Annotated in this window: 14 protein-coding genes and 1 tRNA gene; 6 read left to right on the forward strand and 9 right to left on the reverse strand. The window is 64.9% G+C overall.

Translation table 11 applies throughout. From position 1 onward, the window contains the following. Positions 1-5: 5 nt before the first annotated feature. A complete protein-coding gene (locus ACY34H_RS05070; RefSeq protein ID WP_464976403.1) occupies positions 6-191 on the forward strand; it encodes a hypothetical protein in 186 nt (61 codons plus the stop codon). Continuing rightward, positions 157-232: transfer RNA gene (locus ACY34H_RS05075), tRNA-Phe, on the forward strand. Before ACY34H_RS05070 ends, ACY34H_RS05075 begins: the two co-directional genes overlap by 35 nt. 89 nt (positions 233-321) lie before the next feature. On the opposite strand, the gene ACY34H_RS05080 is transcribed toward ACY34H_RS05075, so the two are convergent. Then, on the reverse strand, positions 322-1869 hold the full coding sequence (locus ACY34H_RS05080; RefSeq protein ID WP_464976404.1) for a carboxylesterase/lipase family protein: 1548 nt from the start codon (positions 1867-1869) through the stop codon (positions 322-324). A 131-nt stretch (positions 1870-2000) separates the two neighbouring features. Here ACY34H_RS05080 and ACY34H_RS05085 point away from each other — a divergent pair, with 131 nt between their 5' ends. Then, positions 2001-2864: a LytTR family DNA-binding domain-containing protein gene (locus ACY34H_RS05085; RefSeq protein ID WP_464976405.1), complete on the forward strand. Its 864-nt coding sequence runs from the start codon at positions 2001-2003 to the stop codon at positions 2862-2864. Positions 2865-2951: 87 nt separating this feature from the next. On the opposite strand, the gene ACY34H_RS05090 is transcribed toward ACY34H_RS05085, so the two are convergent. From ACY34H_RS05090 to ACY34H_RS05105, 4 genes are all read right to left on the reverse strand, one after another. Then, positions 2952-3677 (reverse strand): ABC transporter ATP-binding protein, encoded by a 726-nt coding sequence (locus ACY34H_RS05090; protein ID WP_464976406.1) that lies wholly within the window; start codon positions 3675-3677, stop codon positions 2952-2954. Next, complete coding sequence (locus tag ACY34H_RS05095) at positions 3670-4824, reverse strand: ABC transporter permease (RefSeq protein WP_464976407.1); 1155 nt, start codon at positions 4822-4824, stop codon at positions 3670-3672. The genes ACY34H_RS05090 and ACY34H_RS05095 overlap by 8 nt, the downstream gene beginning before the upstream one ends. Before the next feature lie 52 nt (positions 4825-4876). Beyond that, positions 4877-6088 (reverse strand): efflux RND transporter periplasmic adaptor subunit, encoded by a 1212-nt coding sequence (locus ACY34H_RS05100; RefSeq protein WP_464976408.1) that lies wholly within the window; start codon positions 6086-6088, stop codon positions 4877-4879. 109 nt (positions 6089-6197) lie between these two features. Continuing rightward, positions 6198-6650, reverse strand: a complete 453-nt coding sequence (locus tag ACY34H_RS05105) for a hypothetical protein (protein WP_464976409.1) — start codon at positions 6648-6650, stop codon at positions 6198-6200. A gap of 251 nt (positions 6651-6901) precedes the next feature. Between ACY34H_RS05105 and ACY34H_RS05110 the strand changes: the two genes are divergently transcribed. Both ACY34H_RS05110 and ACY34H_RS05115 read left to right on the forward strand, forming a co-directional pair. After that, positions 6902-7597, forward strand: a complete 696-nt coding sequence (locus ACY34H_RS05110; protein WP_464976651.1) for an SDR family NAD(P)-dependent oxidoreductase — start codon at positions 6902-6904, stop codon at positions 7595-7597. 97 nt (positions 7598-7694) lie between these two features. After that, complete coding sequence (locus tag ACY34H_RS05115; protein ID WP_464976410.1) at positions 7695-8168, forward strand: type VI secretion system amidase immunity protein Tai4; 474 nt, start codon at positions 7695-7697, stop codon at positions 8166-8168. Between the two features lie 45 nt (positions 8169-8213). On the opposite strand, the gene ACY34H_RS05120 is transcribed toward ACY34H_RS05115, so the two are convergent. The 3 genes from ACY34H_RS05120 to ACY34H_RS05130 form a co-directional block, all read right to left on the reverse strand. Continuing rightward, on the reverse strand, positions 8214-9116 hold the full coding sequence (locus ACY34H_RS05120; RefSeq protein ID WP_464976411.1) for a hypothetical protein: 903 nt from the start codon (positions 9114-9116) through the stop codon (positions 8214-8216). Positions 9117-9180: 64 nt separating this feature from the next. Beyond that, a complete protein-coding gene (locus ACY34H_RS05125; protein ID WP_464976412.1) occupies positions 9181-9768 on the reverse strand; it encodes a TerD family protein in 588 nt (195 codons plus the stop codon). Positions 9769-9838: 70 nt separating this feature from the next. Further along, the gene (locus tag ACY34H_RS05130) at positions 9839-10951 is read right to left on the reverse strand and encodes a toxic anion resistance protein (protein ID WP_464976413.1); all 1113 of its coding nucleotides are present in this window, start codon (positions 10949-10951) and stop codon (positions 9839-9841) included. 322 nt (positions 10952-11273) lie between these two features. Here ACY34H_RS05130 and gdhA point away from each other — a divergent pair, with 322 nt between their 5' ends. Next, the gene (gene gdhA / locus ACY34H_RS05135) at positions 11274-12617 is read left to right on the forward strand and encodes an NADP-specific glutamate dehydrogenase (RefSeq protein WP_464976414.1); all 1344 of its coding nucleotides are present in this window, start codon (positions 11274-11276) and stop codon (positions 12615-12617) included. A gap of 55 nt (positions 12618-12672) precedes the next feature. Here the strand turns inward: gdhA and ACY34H_RS05140 are convergent, their stop codons facing one another. Beyond that, on the reverse strand, positions 12673-14055 hold the full coding sequence (locus ACY34H_RS05140) for an MFS transporter (protein ID WP_464976415.1): 1383 nt from the start codon (positions 14053-14055) through the stop codon (positions 12673-12675). Between the last annotated feature and the right edge of the window lie 36 nt (positions 14056-14091).

Below are 14091 nucleotides of genomic sequence, written 5' to 3' on the forward strand. Positions count from 1 at the left end.
ATGCGATGAACAACATGATGCCGATGATTTTTGTTGAGATAAAGCAGGGCTTGGGCAATTCATCGTTGATCCCACAGCAAATATTGATGATGGCGCTTGCGGAACTTTGCAAAGCCTATTGCAACTCTGCATTGAGCTGCTATAATGCGGCCTCTTGGCCTGGTAGCTCAGTTGGTAGAGCAGAGGATTGAAAATCCTTGTGTCGGTGGTTCGATTCCGCCCCGGGCCACCAAGAACACATCCAGAAGAACGCCCACTCATGCAAGTGGGCGTTGTCGTTTCCGGGGTCATGCAAGCTTGCATGACCCCTGATTGAATGGCTCACTCTCCAAACGCCCTGCCCCGAAGCCCGGAATACACGGCATCGAAGACTTGCAGGCGGTCGAGCGCCGGCACCGGGCCGTTTTCAATCCGATCGCCCAGCCGCTGAACCTGCCCCGTCGCGCCACGAAACGCCGGCCAGCGCGGCATGCCTTTGCCGTTGGGATCGCCGGTGGCGGCAAAACGCACCCAGTAGCCCGACATCGCCGCTGCCAGTTCGTGGTCGGTGTCGCGCCACGCCCACGGTACCTGCCCCAGATGGTCGAACATGTACCACAACTCGGCAAAGTGGCTCGCGCCCCAGCCGGCATGCACCGAATCGGCGGGAAAGGGTGGCCGCTGCTCGAAGCTGTAGTAATAGACGTTACTGCGCCCCGATTGCGCCAGCCGCGCCCATGCCCACATGTCCCAGCCGAACCGCAAGTCGCGTTCGAACCCGAGACGCGCGTCGCGTGCCTGCGCGTCGGTCGCATGCGGATAAGCCGCCAGCAGCGCCGGCGGCAGGGCGCCGAAGCTGGCGCCGATGTCCGCCTCGAACGTGGCAGCGCGCACCGCCGACACATCGACCAGCGCGCGCGCCTCCTCGCTGTTCGAACCGATCAGCAAAGGCACGTCGTGATGACGCCCCCGCACATAGGCGTCGTACGGCGACAACGGCAGCAGATCCGGCTCGATCACCGGATGGCTGACGGCGTTGGCCCCGAGCAGGTGTTCGGCCGGCAGTTTGCGCATCGCCTCCAGCGTGGTGGCGCCGAGCGACGCCATATAGCTGGCTCCATCGCGTTCGGCATTGGCCAGCGCGTAGCCGGGAGCCAGCTGCAATGGTTCGAAGATACCGCCGCTCTGCGCAATAGCGCGCTGGAACAGTCCCTTCGTGCGCGGCGACACCAGCAGCGCGCTGACCGCCATCGCGCCGGCCGACTGTCCGGCGATGGTGACGCGCTTCGGGTCGCCGCCAAAGGCAGCGATATTGCGCTGCACCCATTCCAGTGCCGCGATCTGGTCCATCAGGCCGTAGTTACCCGACGACCGATGCGGCGATTCAGCGCTCAGCGCCGGATGCGCCAGGAAACCCAGCGCGCCGAGACGGTAGGCGACAGTGACCACCAGCACGCCCTTGCGCGCCAGCCGGTCGCCGTGATACAGCGGCATCGACGCCGAACCGTTGACATAGCCGCCGCCGTGGATCCACACGATCACCGGCAGGCGCTGGCCGGCGCGGCGCGGCGGCGCCCACACATTCAGGTACAGGCAATCCTCGCTGACGGACGGCGCCATCTCGCCGGGCATCGATACGCCTTGCTGCATGCATGCCGGCGCAAACCTGCTGGCGTCGCGCACGCCCTGCCATGGCGTTACCGGCTGCGGCGGCCGCCAGCGCAACGCCCCCAGTGGCGGCAGCGCGAACGGCATGCCGCGATACACGTCCACGCCGGCCCACCGCTGCCCGGCCACAGCACCGTCCGCCGTCATCACCGGCGCCGCCAGCGCCCAGCCCGCACACCATGACAACAGCGCCAGGCCCCGTTTGCATATCACCTTCCACATACCCGCTCTCCAACGATTGGTCAGCGGCCAGTGTCGCCCCGTCGCGACGGCGAGGCGAGACCGGCTGGTCACTTTCCAGACCAGCCCATCCCATTGTGGCGAAGCGCCGGATCGCTGCTAGAATCGGGTGCATGACGAGCACCGCCCATCCCGCTCCCGCGCCGCTCCGGCCCGCCTGGCTGCTTGCGCACGCCTGGGTCATGCTGTACTGGCTGGCCTTCCTGCTGGTGCTCGAACCCGGCAACATCCAGCGAGCCAGCCACGCCGGCCAGGTGCTGAACTGGTCCCACGAGGCGATCCGCATCCTGGTTGCCGCCCTGCTGGGCACGACAGTCACCTCGGTGGTGCACGCGCTGGTGGAACGTTTTTCGCTGCGCGGCCCTTTGCGCAGGCGCAATCTGCTGATCCATGCCGCAAGCGTCGCCGGCCTGGCGCTGGCACTGGTACTGGTATCGTGTTTGCTGGCATCCTGGATCTTCGCCGGCCAGTGGCTGCCGTCCCGGGACGAGATCCGGGCCCAGTTGGTGGGTAATTTCACGCTGCTGATGTTCGCGCTGGCCGCGCTCACTGCGCTGGTCCAGGTGCATCTGCAGCGAACTTCCCGGCCGGCGGCGATCACGAAGCCGGCACCGATGCTGACGCATGTGGAAGTAAAACGGCGCGGCCAGCCGCTGTCGCTGCCCTTGTCCGAGGTCGACTGGATCGAAGCGCAAGGCAACTATGTGGCGCTCCACGTCGGCGCCGAACAGCATCTGCTGCGCGATACCATTTCAGGGTTCGGCGCGCGGCTCGATAGCGCCCGGTTCGTGCGCATTCACCGCAGCATGATCGTCGCGACAGACCGCATCCAGAAGGTTGAACCGCTGCCCAACAGCGATATGCTGCTGCATCTGAAGCACGGTGGCCCACTGCGCGCCAGCCGCAGCTACGCCATCGCGGTCCGTGCCATCGCCAGGCAAATGGCGGCCCGCAGCGAGGGCCCGCCCCAGGTATGAAAAGGGCACGCGCAAGCGCGTGAATCCGTTTGGCCGCCACGGTGCCGATTCGGGAGACGACAACTCCCCGCATGCGCTTCGTTTCCGCTATCCCGTTGTTTCATCGCTCTCGATATTGCCGTCGACCAGCGTGATCGTGCGGTCGCACTGTTCGGCCATGCGCGGATCGTGCGTGACCAGCAGCACCGCGCAGCCAAACTCCGCGTTAAATGTACGAAACAGCTGGAAGACTTCGGCGGCGGACCTGGTGTCGAGATTGCCCGTGGGTTCATCAGCCAGCAGCAGCGCCGGGCGGCTGACCAGCGCGCGGGCCACGGCCACGCGCTGCTGCTGGCCGCCGGAAAGCTGGTCGGGCTTGCGCTGGTCGAGCCCCTCCAGGCCAACCTGGGCAAGCAGGGTCCGGGCGTGTTCGACCTGTTCGCGCGTCGGCTTGCCCGTCGCCACCATCAGCGGCATCAACACGTTCTCCAGCGCGGTGAAGGCCTGGATCAAATGGTGGAACTGGAAGACAAAGCCGATTGCACTGCCGCGCAGCGCGGTGCGCCGGGCGTCGTCCATCTTCCGGGTAGGCTCGCCGAGCAGGACCAGCTCGCCCGCCGTGGGGCGGTCCAGCAGGCCGAGCACATTGAGCAGCGTGCTCTTGCCCGAACCGGAAGCGCCCACCAGTGCGGCGAAGTCGCTGCGCTGCAGGCGCAGGTCGAGGCCGTGCAGCACTTCCACTTCGGTGGGTTTGCCGATGTTGTAGCTTTTTCGCAGGCCGTCCAGCCGCAGCACCTCCTCGCGGCGATTGTGCTCAATCATGTGTTCAGACATGGCGTATCGCCTCCACCGGGTCGAGCGCAGCGGCACGGCGCGCCGGCACGGCCGCCGACAGGATGCCGGTGACCGTTGCCAGCGCGGTCGCGGCCACCGGCAGCCACGGGTTGATGGGGATATAGAACAGCTTCGGGCCGAAAATGTTGAAGGCGCTCACCAGGCCATATCCCGCCAGCGCACCGAGCAGCGAACCGGCCAGGCCGAAGATCGCTCCCTGGACCAGGAAGACGCCCAGCATCTGTTGCCGCGTGGTCCCCATCGCGCGCAGGATGCCGATCTCGCGGGTGCGCTGGACCACGCTTACCGACAGCACGCTGGCAATGCCCAGCGCGACGCTCAATGCCACGAAAGCGCTGATCATCCGCGTGGAGAGGCTCTGCGAGCGCAAGGCGTTCATCAGCTGGCTGTTGGTTTCCATCCAGCTTTCCGCCTTCAGGCCCGTGAGACGGGCAATCCGCAGGGCAACGGCCTGCGCATCGAAAATGTCCTCCACCGTCACGTCGATGATCGTCGCCGCACCGGGCAGGTTGAGCAGGGACTGCGCCTGCTTCATGTCCAGGTACACATAGCGCGCATCCAGCTCGCGCACGCCCAGCTCGAAGATGCCGGCCACGTTCACCACGCTCTCCCGTCCCTGCCCTCCGTCCAGGCGCAGCTTGTCGCCGACGCGCATGCCGAGGTCGGTCGCCAGCTGCTTGCCGATCACGGTGTCGCCCGCGCCGATGCGAAACACGCCGGCGACGATGTCTTCCTGGACCGGGATGATGCGCAGGTAGCGCTGCGGGTCGATGCCGACCAGCGCCACCGACTGGAGCGCCGCGCCGCGGCGCGCGAACGCCGGTCCCGAAATCAGCGGCGACACGGCCGTGACACCCGGCATCGTATCAAGCACATCGCGCACCTGCTGCCAGTTATTGATCGAGCGCAGGCGCTGGGCACGCTTGCTCTCGAGCAGCAGCTGCGCGGTGCCCGGTGCGGGCGGCAAGGTGCGGTTGTACTCTTCGGGGGGCTGTACCTTGATGTGGGCCTGGGTGCCCAGCGTGCGGTTGATGATGTTGGCCTGCAGTCCGGTAATCAATGCGGTAAGGAAGACGATCACTGCCACGCCCACGGCGATGCCGACCAGAATCAGGGTGCTCTGCACCCTGCCCTCCCGCAGGAACCTGGTGGCAATAGTCCACTCGATCCACATGGCATCAGTCCAGCTTGACCGGAAGTTCCTTGCGCGTGGCAGGGTCGGCGGTCAGGGCGGTCGGCACGACGCGCACCCGGTCGCCCGGTTCCAGCGCGGCCTGCGCATCGGCCAGCACGCGGTCGCCGTCCCGCAGCCCGGCCGTGACTTCCGTCTGGGTCAGGCCACGCAGGCCGAGCCGCACCTGGCGGCGCATGGCGCGGCCATCGCTCACCAGCCACACCGTGGCTTGATCGCCGTCCGCCGCGGCCAGTGCGTCGTTGGGCACGACGATGGCACGGTCGCGCCGCCCGGTTTCCACGTTCACGGAAACAGTCATACCCTCGCGCAGGAAATCGGGGACCGGGTTGACCGCGAGACGAACATCCACGGTGCCGCGCTGCGGATCGACGCTGGGGGCGATGAAGCTGACTTTGGCAGGAAACGGGCGCCCGGGATCGGCGTCGGCGATGCACGTGGCGGCCTGGCCGATAGCCAGCACTGCCAGGTTTTTTTCATCCAGCGGCACCACGACCTCGGTGTCGCCGGTGCGGGCGATTTCAAACAGGACCCGCCCGGGCTGCACCAGGTCGCCCGGCTCGGCGTTGCGGATCAGCACGGTGCCGGCGACTTCGGCGCGGATGGTGGTTTTGGCCAGCTGGGCCTGGGCGCTGGCGACGCGGGCGCGCGCCGCTGTCTCGCCGGGATTGCCGGCCACGAGCGAGCGGACTGTCAGCTGCGCCTGCTCGACTGCCGTGCGCGCCACGGTCTCCGCCTGTACCGCCTGTTCCATCGTCTCGCGGGTGATCATCTGCTGCTGGAACAGATCGCGGCGGCGCCTGGCTTCGCGGCTGGCCTGCTCCAGTCTCGCCTGGGCCTCGCGCAGGCTGGCCTGCGCCTGTGGACGGGTCGACTGCTGCAGCTGTGCCAGCGAGGCTTGCGCCTCGCGCACCGACGCATCGAGATCGTCGGCGCGCAACACCGCCAGCACATCGCCGGGCTGTACCAGATCGCCCTCCCGCACGCGCCGTTCGATCACCACGCCGGTGACCGCGCTGCCGACCTGTGCGCGGGACAAGGCCGCCACGCGGCCGGTCGCCACGACAGTCTGCACCAGCGGCCGCACCGCGACTTCGTAACCGGCCAGGGCCGGACCTCGCATGTTCTGGACCAGCGCCCAGGCCAGGGCGCCAATGGCCAGGCCAGCGATGGTGACAGGGATGAGCTTGCGTTTCATTGGGCGAGGCGGCTGTGCTGGGAGCCGTATGTTAGCTCACTGCCATGCATCAGCAGGGTGGCGGATGTCAGTCCCGGCGATTATTCGCCAAACCGGAAACAATCACCCCTCAGTCTTTCTTCTCCCTGAACTCGCCTTCGATGACCGTGTCGTCGTTGCCGCCGGAAGGCTTCTGGCCGGTAAACTTGAAGACGGACGACAACATCCGATCGAAGATGGCTCGCCTCAGCCACGGGAATCCGATCACGAAAGCGGTCGCGAAACCGGTAAACGATGCGGGCACGTACTCGCCACGCGACAGGAAGGTCAGCAGGCTCAGTGCAAGCAGCCCAACGATCAGTGGCCGGCGGGCCGGCTTGGGCAACAGGCCGACAATGCGCAGCTTGCCTTTGCTGAACAAGGGGAATCTTGCAAAGAGAACGCCGAGAAGCAGCCCCGCCATGAACCGCCCGGTGCCGAGAAGATCGGCCAGGACGCCGATGACAAGGTAGCCGGTGTAGGTCATCGAGCCGGCCAGCACTGCCAGCACCAGCAACGCAACAGCGATCGCCAGCTTTGGCATGCGGATCACTGCTCTGATTAAAAACCGTAGGATTTTGTACTCCTGCAAATGGGCGTTGAAAAACTACGGCAGATTCTAACAACTCTCCGGGTCCGGGGCTGTTCGATCAGTTGCGGGCAAAACGCCGCGCGAGCGTTGGAACCCGGTCCGGCAGCGCACGCCGTGTGCATGCCTGTTCCGCAATCCGGGCAGAATAGCCATCCCGGCGCGGCCTGGCGCCCTGCACATTTGCAATGGAGCATTCCAGCATGATGAACAGTCTTCCCCACGGGTTCAACGCGCTGGTCATCGGCGCCTCGGGTACGATCGGCGCGGCCTTCGTCGACCTGCTGGAAAATTCGCCATGCTGTGCGTCGGTGCATGGCCTGCATCGCCACTCGACGCCGCCGGTCGACTTTGCCGACGAAAACAGCATTGCCGAGGCGGCACGCGTGCTTGGTGGCGACCGGCGCTTCCACCTGATCATCAATGCGGCAGGGATACTTCATAGCGAGGCCTTCATGCCTGAGAAGCGCCTGGCCGACCTTCATTACCTGCAAATGCAGGCAACCTTCCGGGCCAATACCTTCGGCCCGGCACTGCTGTTGCGCCATTTCGTTCCGCTGCTCGCCAGCGAGCGCGCCATCATGGCCATGTTGTCGGCAAAGGTGGGCAGCATCGGCGACAACCGGCTGGGCGGCTGGTACAGCTATCGCGCGTCCAAGGCCGCGCTCAACATGCTCGTCAAGACAGCTGCCATCGAAGCCGCACGCAGCCAGAAGAACAGCGTCCTGGTTGCCTTGCATCCGGGCACTGTCAATTCGCGCCTGTCGCAACCGTTTCGCGGCGAAGCCATCGGGCGGCCGGCAGAGGATGCCGCTGCCGACATGCTGCGCGTGCTGGATGCGCTGGCACCTGCCGACAGCGGATCCTTCAGATCGTACAACGGCGAAGAACTACCCTGGTAGGACGAATGGGCCGCGGCCGATCCTGCTACGATCACTGTTACTTCAACGAGCCTGAGGCAAAGTTCCGCACGGATCGTGCCAATTTCTGGAGTTTGCGATGAAATCGATCCCGTTCGGCGTGACCCTGGTGATGTTTACTTTGTTGTCATCGACGTGTCACGCCGCCGACCTGAAAGAAAACTCTCCAGAGGCTGGGAGCCGGACCCATGCCCAGAATTACAAGGACATGGTACTGGCGACCTGCATGGCGCAGGCTTACCGGAACGAGGCGGGCGCGGCCAGGGATGCGGGAAGCAGTGTCAGCGCGCTGCGTGACTGGACGTATTTCGACCTCGAGAAAAGTCCCGATGCCGTCAAGTCACTGGTGGACAGGTATCTGGCGCGGGACTATTCCAATCCACTCGTCGAGCAGGAAGTTCGTGAAGTCAGGTTCGATTTCCTGAAGTGCATCGACATGTATCACAGCAAGGCGCTCGCGGACCTGGTCGAACGCATGGTCATCCACCCCAAGCGCACTTACAGGCAGGGAAATCCTCCGCGCGCCCGTGCAGCGAACGCTCCCGACAAGTAAGCGCAGGCGACAAGGAAACCTTCCAGCCACCTTCGGGTGGCGTTTTCATTTGAGGGAACCGCCCTGCGCCTGCGCCTGCGCCATCTCCAGCGCGGGCAAGGTAACCGTCAGGAAAGAAGACACCTGCCCGATCAGGTCGACGGCTTGCTGGCGCACCTGCCCCATCTGCAGCATCGACAGCTCGGCCTGGCGCATGGCCTGCTGGATCAGCGTGCGGCGCTGCATGAGCGCATCCAGCAAGGTTGCATCCGCCGCGCCACCGGCAAGCTCGGCGACCACGGCAAGCACAGTCCAGTGCAAGGTCAGGTTCTGCGCCGAGGCTTCCAGCTTGCGCATGGCGGCTTCGCTGTCCACCATCAGTTGCAGCAGCTCCGTGCGCGACGCCGTCAGCGCCGGCTTGTACTGGGCGGGCGATGCCGGGCGGCGGAACAGCTTGCCGAACACGCCCGGCGTCGCCCTGCTGCTTTCCAGCGCGGCATCGAGCAGCGCGGGCACCGCCATCCGGGCGAACTTCAAGACCAGCTCCGTGATCGGCTGGAGCAGCGCGGCCTGCTCCATCAACGGCGTTTCCGCCCACCCTGTCACCAGGGCCAGCCTGACCGGCAGGATGCGGCGGAACAGCGCGGCAAGGCGCTGCTCCGACTGTTCGAACAGGACTGGATAGCTGGCCCTGGCGATGGCCAGGGCGTCGCGCACCGCGGGATGGTCCTCGCTTTCGAACAGCGGCCTGGCCCCGGCTTTCGGTGGCGCGCCTGACGGTGGCGGCGCGGCGGGCAAGTCGTCGAACGACAGTGGCCTCGGCGGAGTGTGGGTCGCTGGCGGCGCGGCATCCTGCACGGCCCCGAAATCGAACGCCTGCGGTCCGGCCGGACGCCGATCCGGCGCGGGAACGGGATCGGGATCGGGCTCCTCGCCGAAGTCGAATGCCTTGGGCGTCTGATGAGTCATCGGCAACGTGCGTCGGGTGCCACGAGCGCTTCCTGAAATGAGGGCCGCGCGGCGGGTGCCGTCCTCAGACGGTGCCGCCGAGCTTGCGGATGAAGGTCGCCAGGTTCAGCTTGAAGCCGGCGCCGACGGCCTGGAAGCGCCATTCGCCATCCTTGCGGTACAGCGAGCCGAACTGCAGCGCGGTCTTGTCCGAGTAGTCTTCGTCCAGGTCGTACTGCGCGAGCGTTTCGCCGGTCTCGTCGTTGTACACCTTTACGTAGGCGTCATTGACGCGGCCAAAGGTCTGCTTGCGCGCCTCGGCATCGTGGATGGTGACCACGATAGGCATCTCCATGACTTCCGCCTCGACGCGGGCCAGGTCGACGGTGATGACTTCGTCGTCACCATCCTTGTCGCCCGTGCGATTGTCGCCGGAGTGCACCACGGCGCCATCCGGCGAGGTGGTGTGGTTGTAGTACACGAAGTGGGCGTTGCTGAGCATGACCGGGTGGTCGTCCGCATCCTTCCTGCACAGGAATACCGACGAGTCGAGGTCGAACGGCTGGCCGTCGGCGGCATTGACCTTCCATCCGAGGCCGATGCGAACGCGCTTCAAGCCCGGAGCGGATTTTTCGAGGTTGATGCGATGGCCGGTAGCAAGCGTCGTCGACATGGTGTTCCTTTCATGGTGAGAATACTATTTTCGCTGGAATGCGCAGCGGGAGCAATCGGCGCCGGCCGTGTCAGGCGCCGGCCGGCGTGGTGGCCGAGAACCGCGCGATCAGCTCGCGCTCCAGCTCCTGCAGTTTCGGCAGCTCGTCCTTGCGGCGTTGCTGGCCTTCGTTCGAGATCTGCTCGAGCTTGTCGAAGGCCGACACCAGCTGCGTCTGCACGTGCTGGGCGGTTTCCAGGCTGACCAGCGAACGTTGCTTGGCGCGGGCCACCGTCTCGGTATTCTCCAGCAGCATGTCGGCCTGGGCACGGAAGGCCGCGTCGGTCGCGTCGTAGGCCGCATTGGCAACCGCCGCGCTCTGCTTGGCCTCCAGTTGCAGCAGGTACAGCGAGAACACGTTGCGCCAGGCCGGAATCGACACGTTGACGATATCGGTGAAGGTATCCGTCAGCGCGCGGGCATTGTCCTGCGACAGCCGGATCTGCGGCACCATCTGGGTCGCCATCAGCATGGCGCGGCGCAAATCGTCAACGCGCTTTTCAAGACGTTCGAGACGGCGCTTGAGCTCGGTGGCCTGCTGCGCCTCGAACGCATTCACCGGCGCAGCCTGCTGCGCGATTGCCTGGCGAAGGTGCGCCGCCCAGTTCTCGCCCTTCTTCACGTCGGCATCCAGGCCCTGGTAGTACGTTTCCAGGCCCTTGTACATCTCATCGAAATCCTGGATGCGCCCCCGGTGCACGTTGGCATGACGCGTCATCTCGGCAACCAGGGTATCCATGCGCGATTCGACCACCTGGTATTGCGACAGCATCTTTTCCTTCACCGAGCCGAACATGTTCGTCAGGCGCGACATCATGCCACCCGAACGAAGCTTGGCCGGATCGAGGCCCTTCGACGTGGCAATCAGTTCGTTCAGCTGCGTGCCGAACACATCCGCATCCGACGCGCGTACGGTGCCGAGCAACTTGGCCGACACCTTCGCCACGCCGGCGCCGGTGGAGCCGCCCAGCGACTCGATGGCCTTGTCGTCGATACCGGAAATATCGATACGGACCAGCGGAGCCGCGCTTGCCTCCTGGCGCGATACCGGCGGATTGTTCGCCGTGACGGCAGGGATCAGGGGCGCCGCAGGCACAACGGATGCTGCGGTCGCTTCTTCGTCGGAGGAGAACAGCGGTTTCATGGCAATCCTATTGGAGTAACAATATAAACAGCTTACCACCGCAAAATCGGTCTGGGCGAGTATCGCATCCGGCCATGGCGGCGGAACCTCCCCACGCGGCGCTGCCGGCTCCGCGGTGGCGATTCGAACCCGTCCCGGCAATCGGCCCGACAATTAGGCACCCTTTACGCACTATTATTTTGCGTCCGGCTCTTTTGCCGAATCATCTTTATTTGTTATTATCGGATTGCAATGCACGCGAATGGTGCGCAAATGCACCATTTCTGTGCCGCCTCTCCACCGTCACTTCCGCAGCGACGCCTTTCGTTCTTTGGGATTCACCATGAAATACGCCTCCGTACACCAGTTCTTGCAGCACGTTGCCGACCGCAATCCTGGCCAGCCTGAATTCTTGCAGGCCGTTACCGAAGTGATGGAAAGCCTGTGGCCGTTCATCGAAACGCATCCGAAATATGCCGAGCAGGGCTTGCTGGACCGCCTGGTCGAACCCGAACGGGTCGTGATGTTCCGCGTTTCCTGGGTCGACGATCACGGCCAGGTGCAGGTCAATCGCGGCTACCGCATCCAGCACAGCATGGCCATCGGCCCATACAAGGGCGGCCTGCGCTTCCACCCTTCCGTCACCCTGTCCGTGCTGAAATTCCTGGCCTTCGAGCAGACGTTCAAGAATGCGCTGACGACGCTGCCGATGGGCGGCGGCAAGGGCGGTTCCGACTTCGATCCGAAAGGCAAGAGCCCGGGCGAAGTGATGCGCTTCTGCCAGGCCTTCGTGAGCGAGCTGTTCCGCCATGTAGGCTCGGACACCGACGTGCCTGCCGGCGATATCGGCGTGGGCGGCCGCGAGGTCGGCTACATGGCCGGCATGATGAAAAAGCTCAGCAACCGCGCCGACTGCGTGTTCACCGGCAAGGGCCTGAGTTTCGGCGGCTCGCTGATCCGCCCGGAAGCGACCGGCTACGGCACCGTGTACTTCGCGGACGAGATGCTGAAAACGCGCGGCCGCACCTTCGAAGGCTTGCGCGTCAGCGTGTCCGGCTCGGGCAACGTGGCGCAGTACGCGGTGGAAAAGGCGATGGAACTGGGCGCCCGGGTCATCACCGTCTCGGATTCGAGCGGCACCGTGATCGACGAGGAAGGCTTCACGCCTGAGAAGCTGGCGATCCTGATGGAAGTGAAGAACCATCACTATGGCCGCGTCAGCGACTACGCCGAGCGTACCGGCAGCCGGTTCGAGGCGGGCGTGCGGCCGTGGCATATCCCGGTGGACGTGGCCCTGCCCTGCGCCACGCAGAACGAACTGGATGCGGACGATGCCGCGACGCTGATCAGGAACGGCGTGCTGTGCGTGGCCGAAGGCGCCAACATGCCGTCCACCATCGAAGCGGCGAAAGCCTTCGAGGCCGCCGGCGTGCTGTACGCGCCGGGCAAGGCCAGCAACGCCGGCGGCGTCGCCACGTCCGGCCTGGAGATGAGCCAGAACGCCGAGCGCATCAGCTGGCCGCGCGAGGAAGTGGATGCCCGCCTGCTGCAGATCATGCAGGGCATCCATGCCGCGTGCCTGAAGTACGGCGCGCGGCCGGACGGCAGCGTCAGCTACGTGGATGGCGCGAACATCGCCGGCTTCGTCAAGGTGGCCGATGCGATGCTGGCGCAGGGCGTGATCTGATCGCCACTGCCTGAGCACACGACGCCGCCCGCGGGCGGCGTTTTTGCATTCCCTTTCAGTTCGTGCGCTTTTCTCGCAGCGACTTTGCCGGGATCCCCACCAGCAGCACGATCGCGCCCAGCACCATCATTGCCGCCACAAAATACAAGCCACCGTCGACGCTGCCCGTCGTTGTCTTGAACCAGCCGATCACGAACGGGCTGACGAAGCCACCGACCAGGCCGAGCGAATTGATCAGCGCGATCCCGCCAGCCGCGGCAGGTCCGGACAGATAGGCCGCAGGCATCGCCCAGAACAGCGGCATCGTCGCGAGGATGCCGATTGCCGCGAATGACAGAGCAACCAGTGCCAGCGTCAGGTTTCCGGGAACCAGTGTCGAGACCACCAGCGCGGCGCCACCGAGGAAAGCCGCGCCGGCCGCATGCCATCGCCGCTCCCGGGTCCGGTCCGAGCTCTTGCCCAGCACGACCATGCCGATCGCACCGATGATGTACGGGATTGCCGTGAGCATGCCGATGCGCAGTGGATCGCTGACGCCGAAGCTTTTCACAATGGCGGGCAGCCAGAACGTGATCACATACGTGCCGGCGATAAACGTGAAGTACGCGAACGCGAGAATGTAGATTTTCGGATCGCGCATGGCGTTGCGCAGCGAGCCATGGTGAGCCGGGCCCAGTGCCTGCCGGTCTTGCTGGAGGGTGTTTTCGATCACTTCCTTGTCGCGCGCCGACAGCCAGGAGGCGTCGCGCGGACGGTCCTGCAACACGAACCAGGCCAGTACGCCGAGCAGCACTGCTGGCAACCCTTCGAGCAGGAACATCCACTGCCAGCCGGCCCAGCCGTTGACGCCGGCCATGTCGTTCATGATCCAGCCCGACAGCGGCCCGCCGATAATGCCTGCCACCGCCATGCCGGACATGAACAGTGCAATGATCCTGGCGCGCATGCCGGATGGATACCAATAGGTGAAATAAAGAATGATCCCGGGGAAGAAACCGGCTTCAAACAGGCCGAGCAGAAATCGCGCGATATACAGCTGGGCCGGCGTGGTGATGAACATCATGCCGGCGGAAGTGAGGCCCCACAGCACCATGATGCGCAACAGCGTCTTGCGGGCGCCGATCTTTTCAAGCAGCAGGTTGCTGGGCACCTCGAACAGCGCATAGCCGAAAAAGAAGATGCCGGCACCCAGTCCATAGACGGCATCGCTGAATCCCAGGTCCGCCTTCATCTGCAGTTGCGCGAAACCGATGTTGATGCGGTCGAGGTAAGCCGCGACGTAGCAGATGAACAGGAAAGGGATCAGGCGCAGGTTGACCTTGCGGTAAACGGTGGCCACTTCGCTGGCACGTTCGCTGGACTGTTGCCTGGACAGTTCATCGGGTTGTGCAGTGGTGCCTGCGAGGGCGCCGGCGATGCCGCTGGTGTCGGTACTCATGTTGCTGCTCCTTTTGATTGTTCTGGCCCGCCGGAC

It is taken from the genome of Pseudoduganella sp. jia 9 (assembly GCF_055502615.1).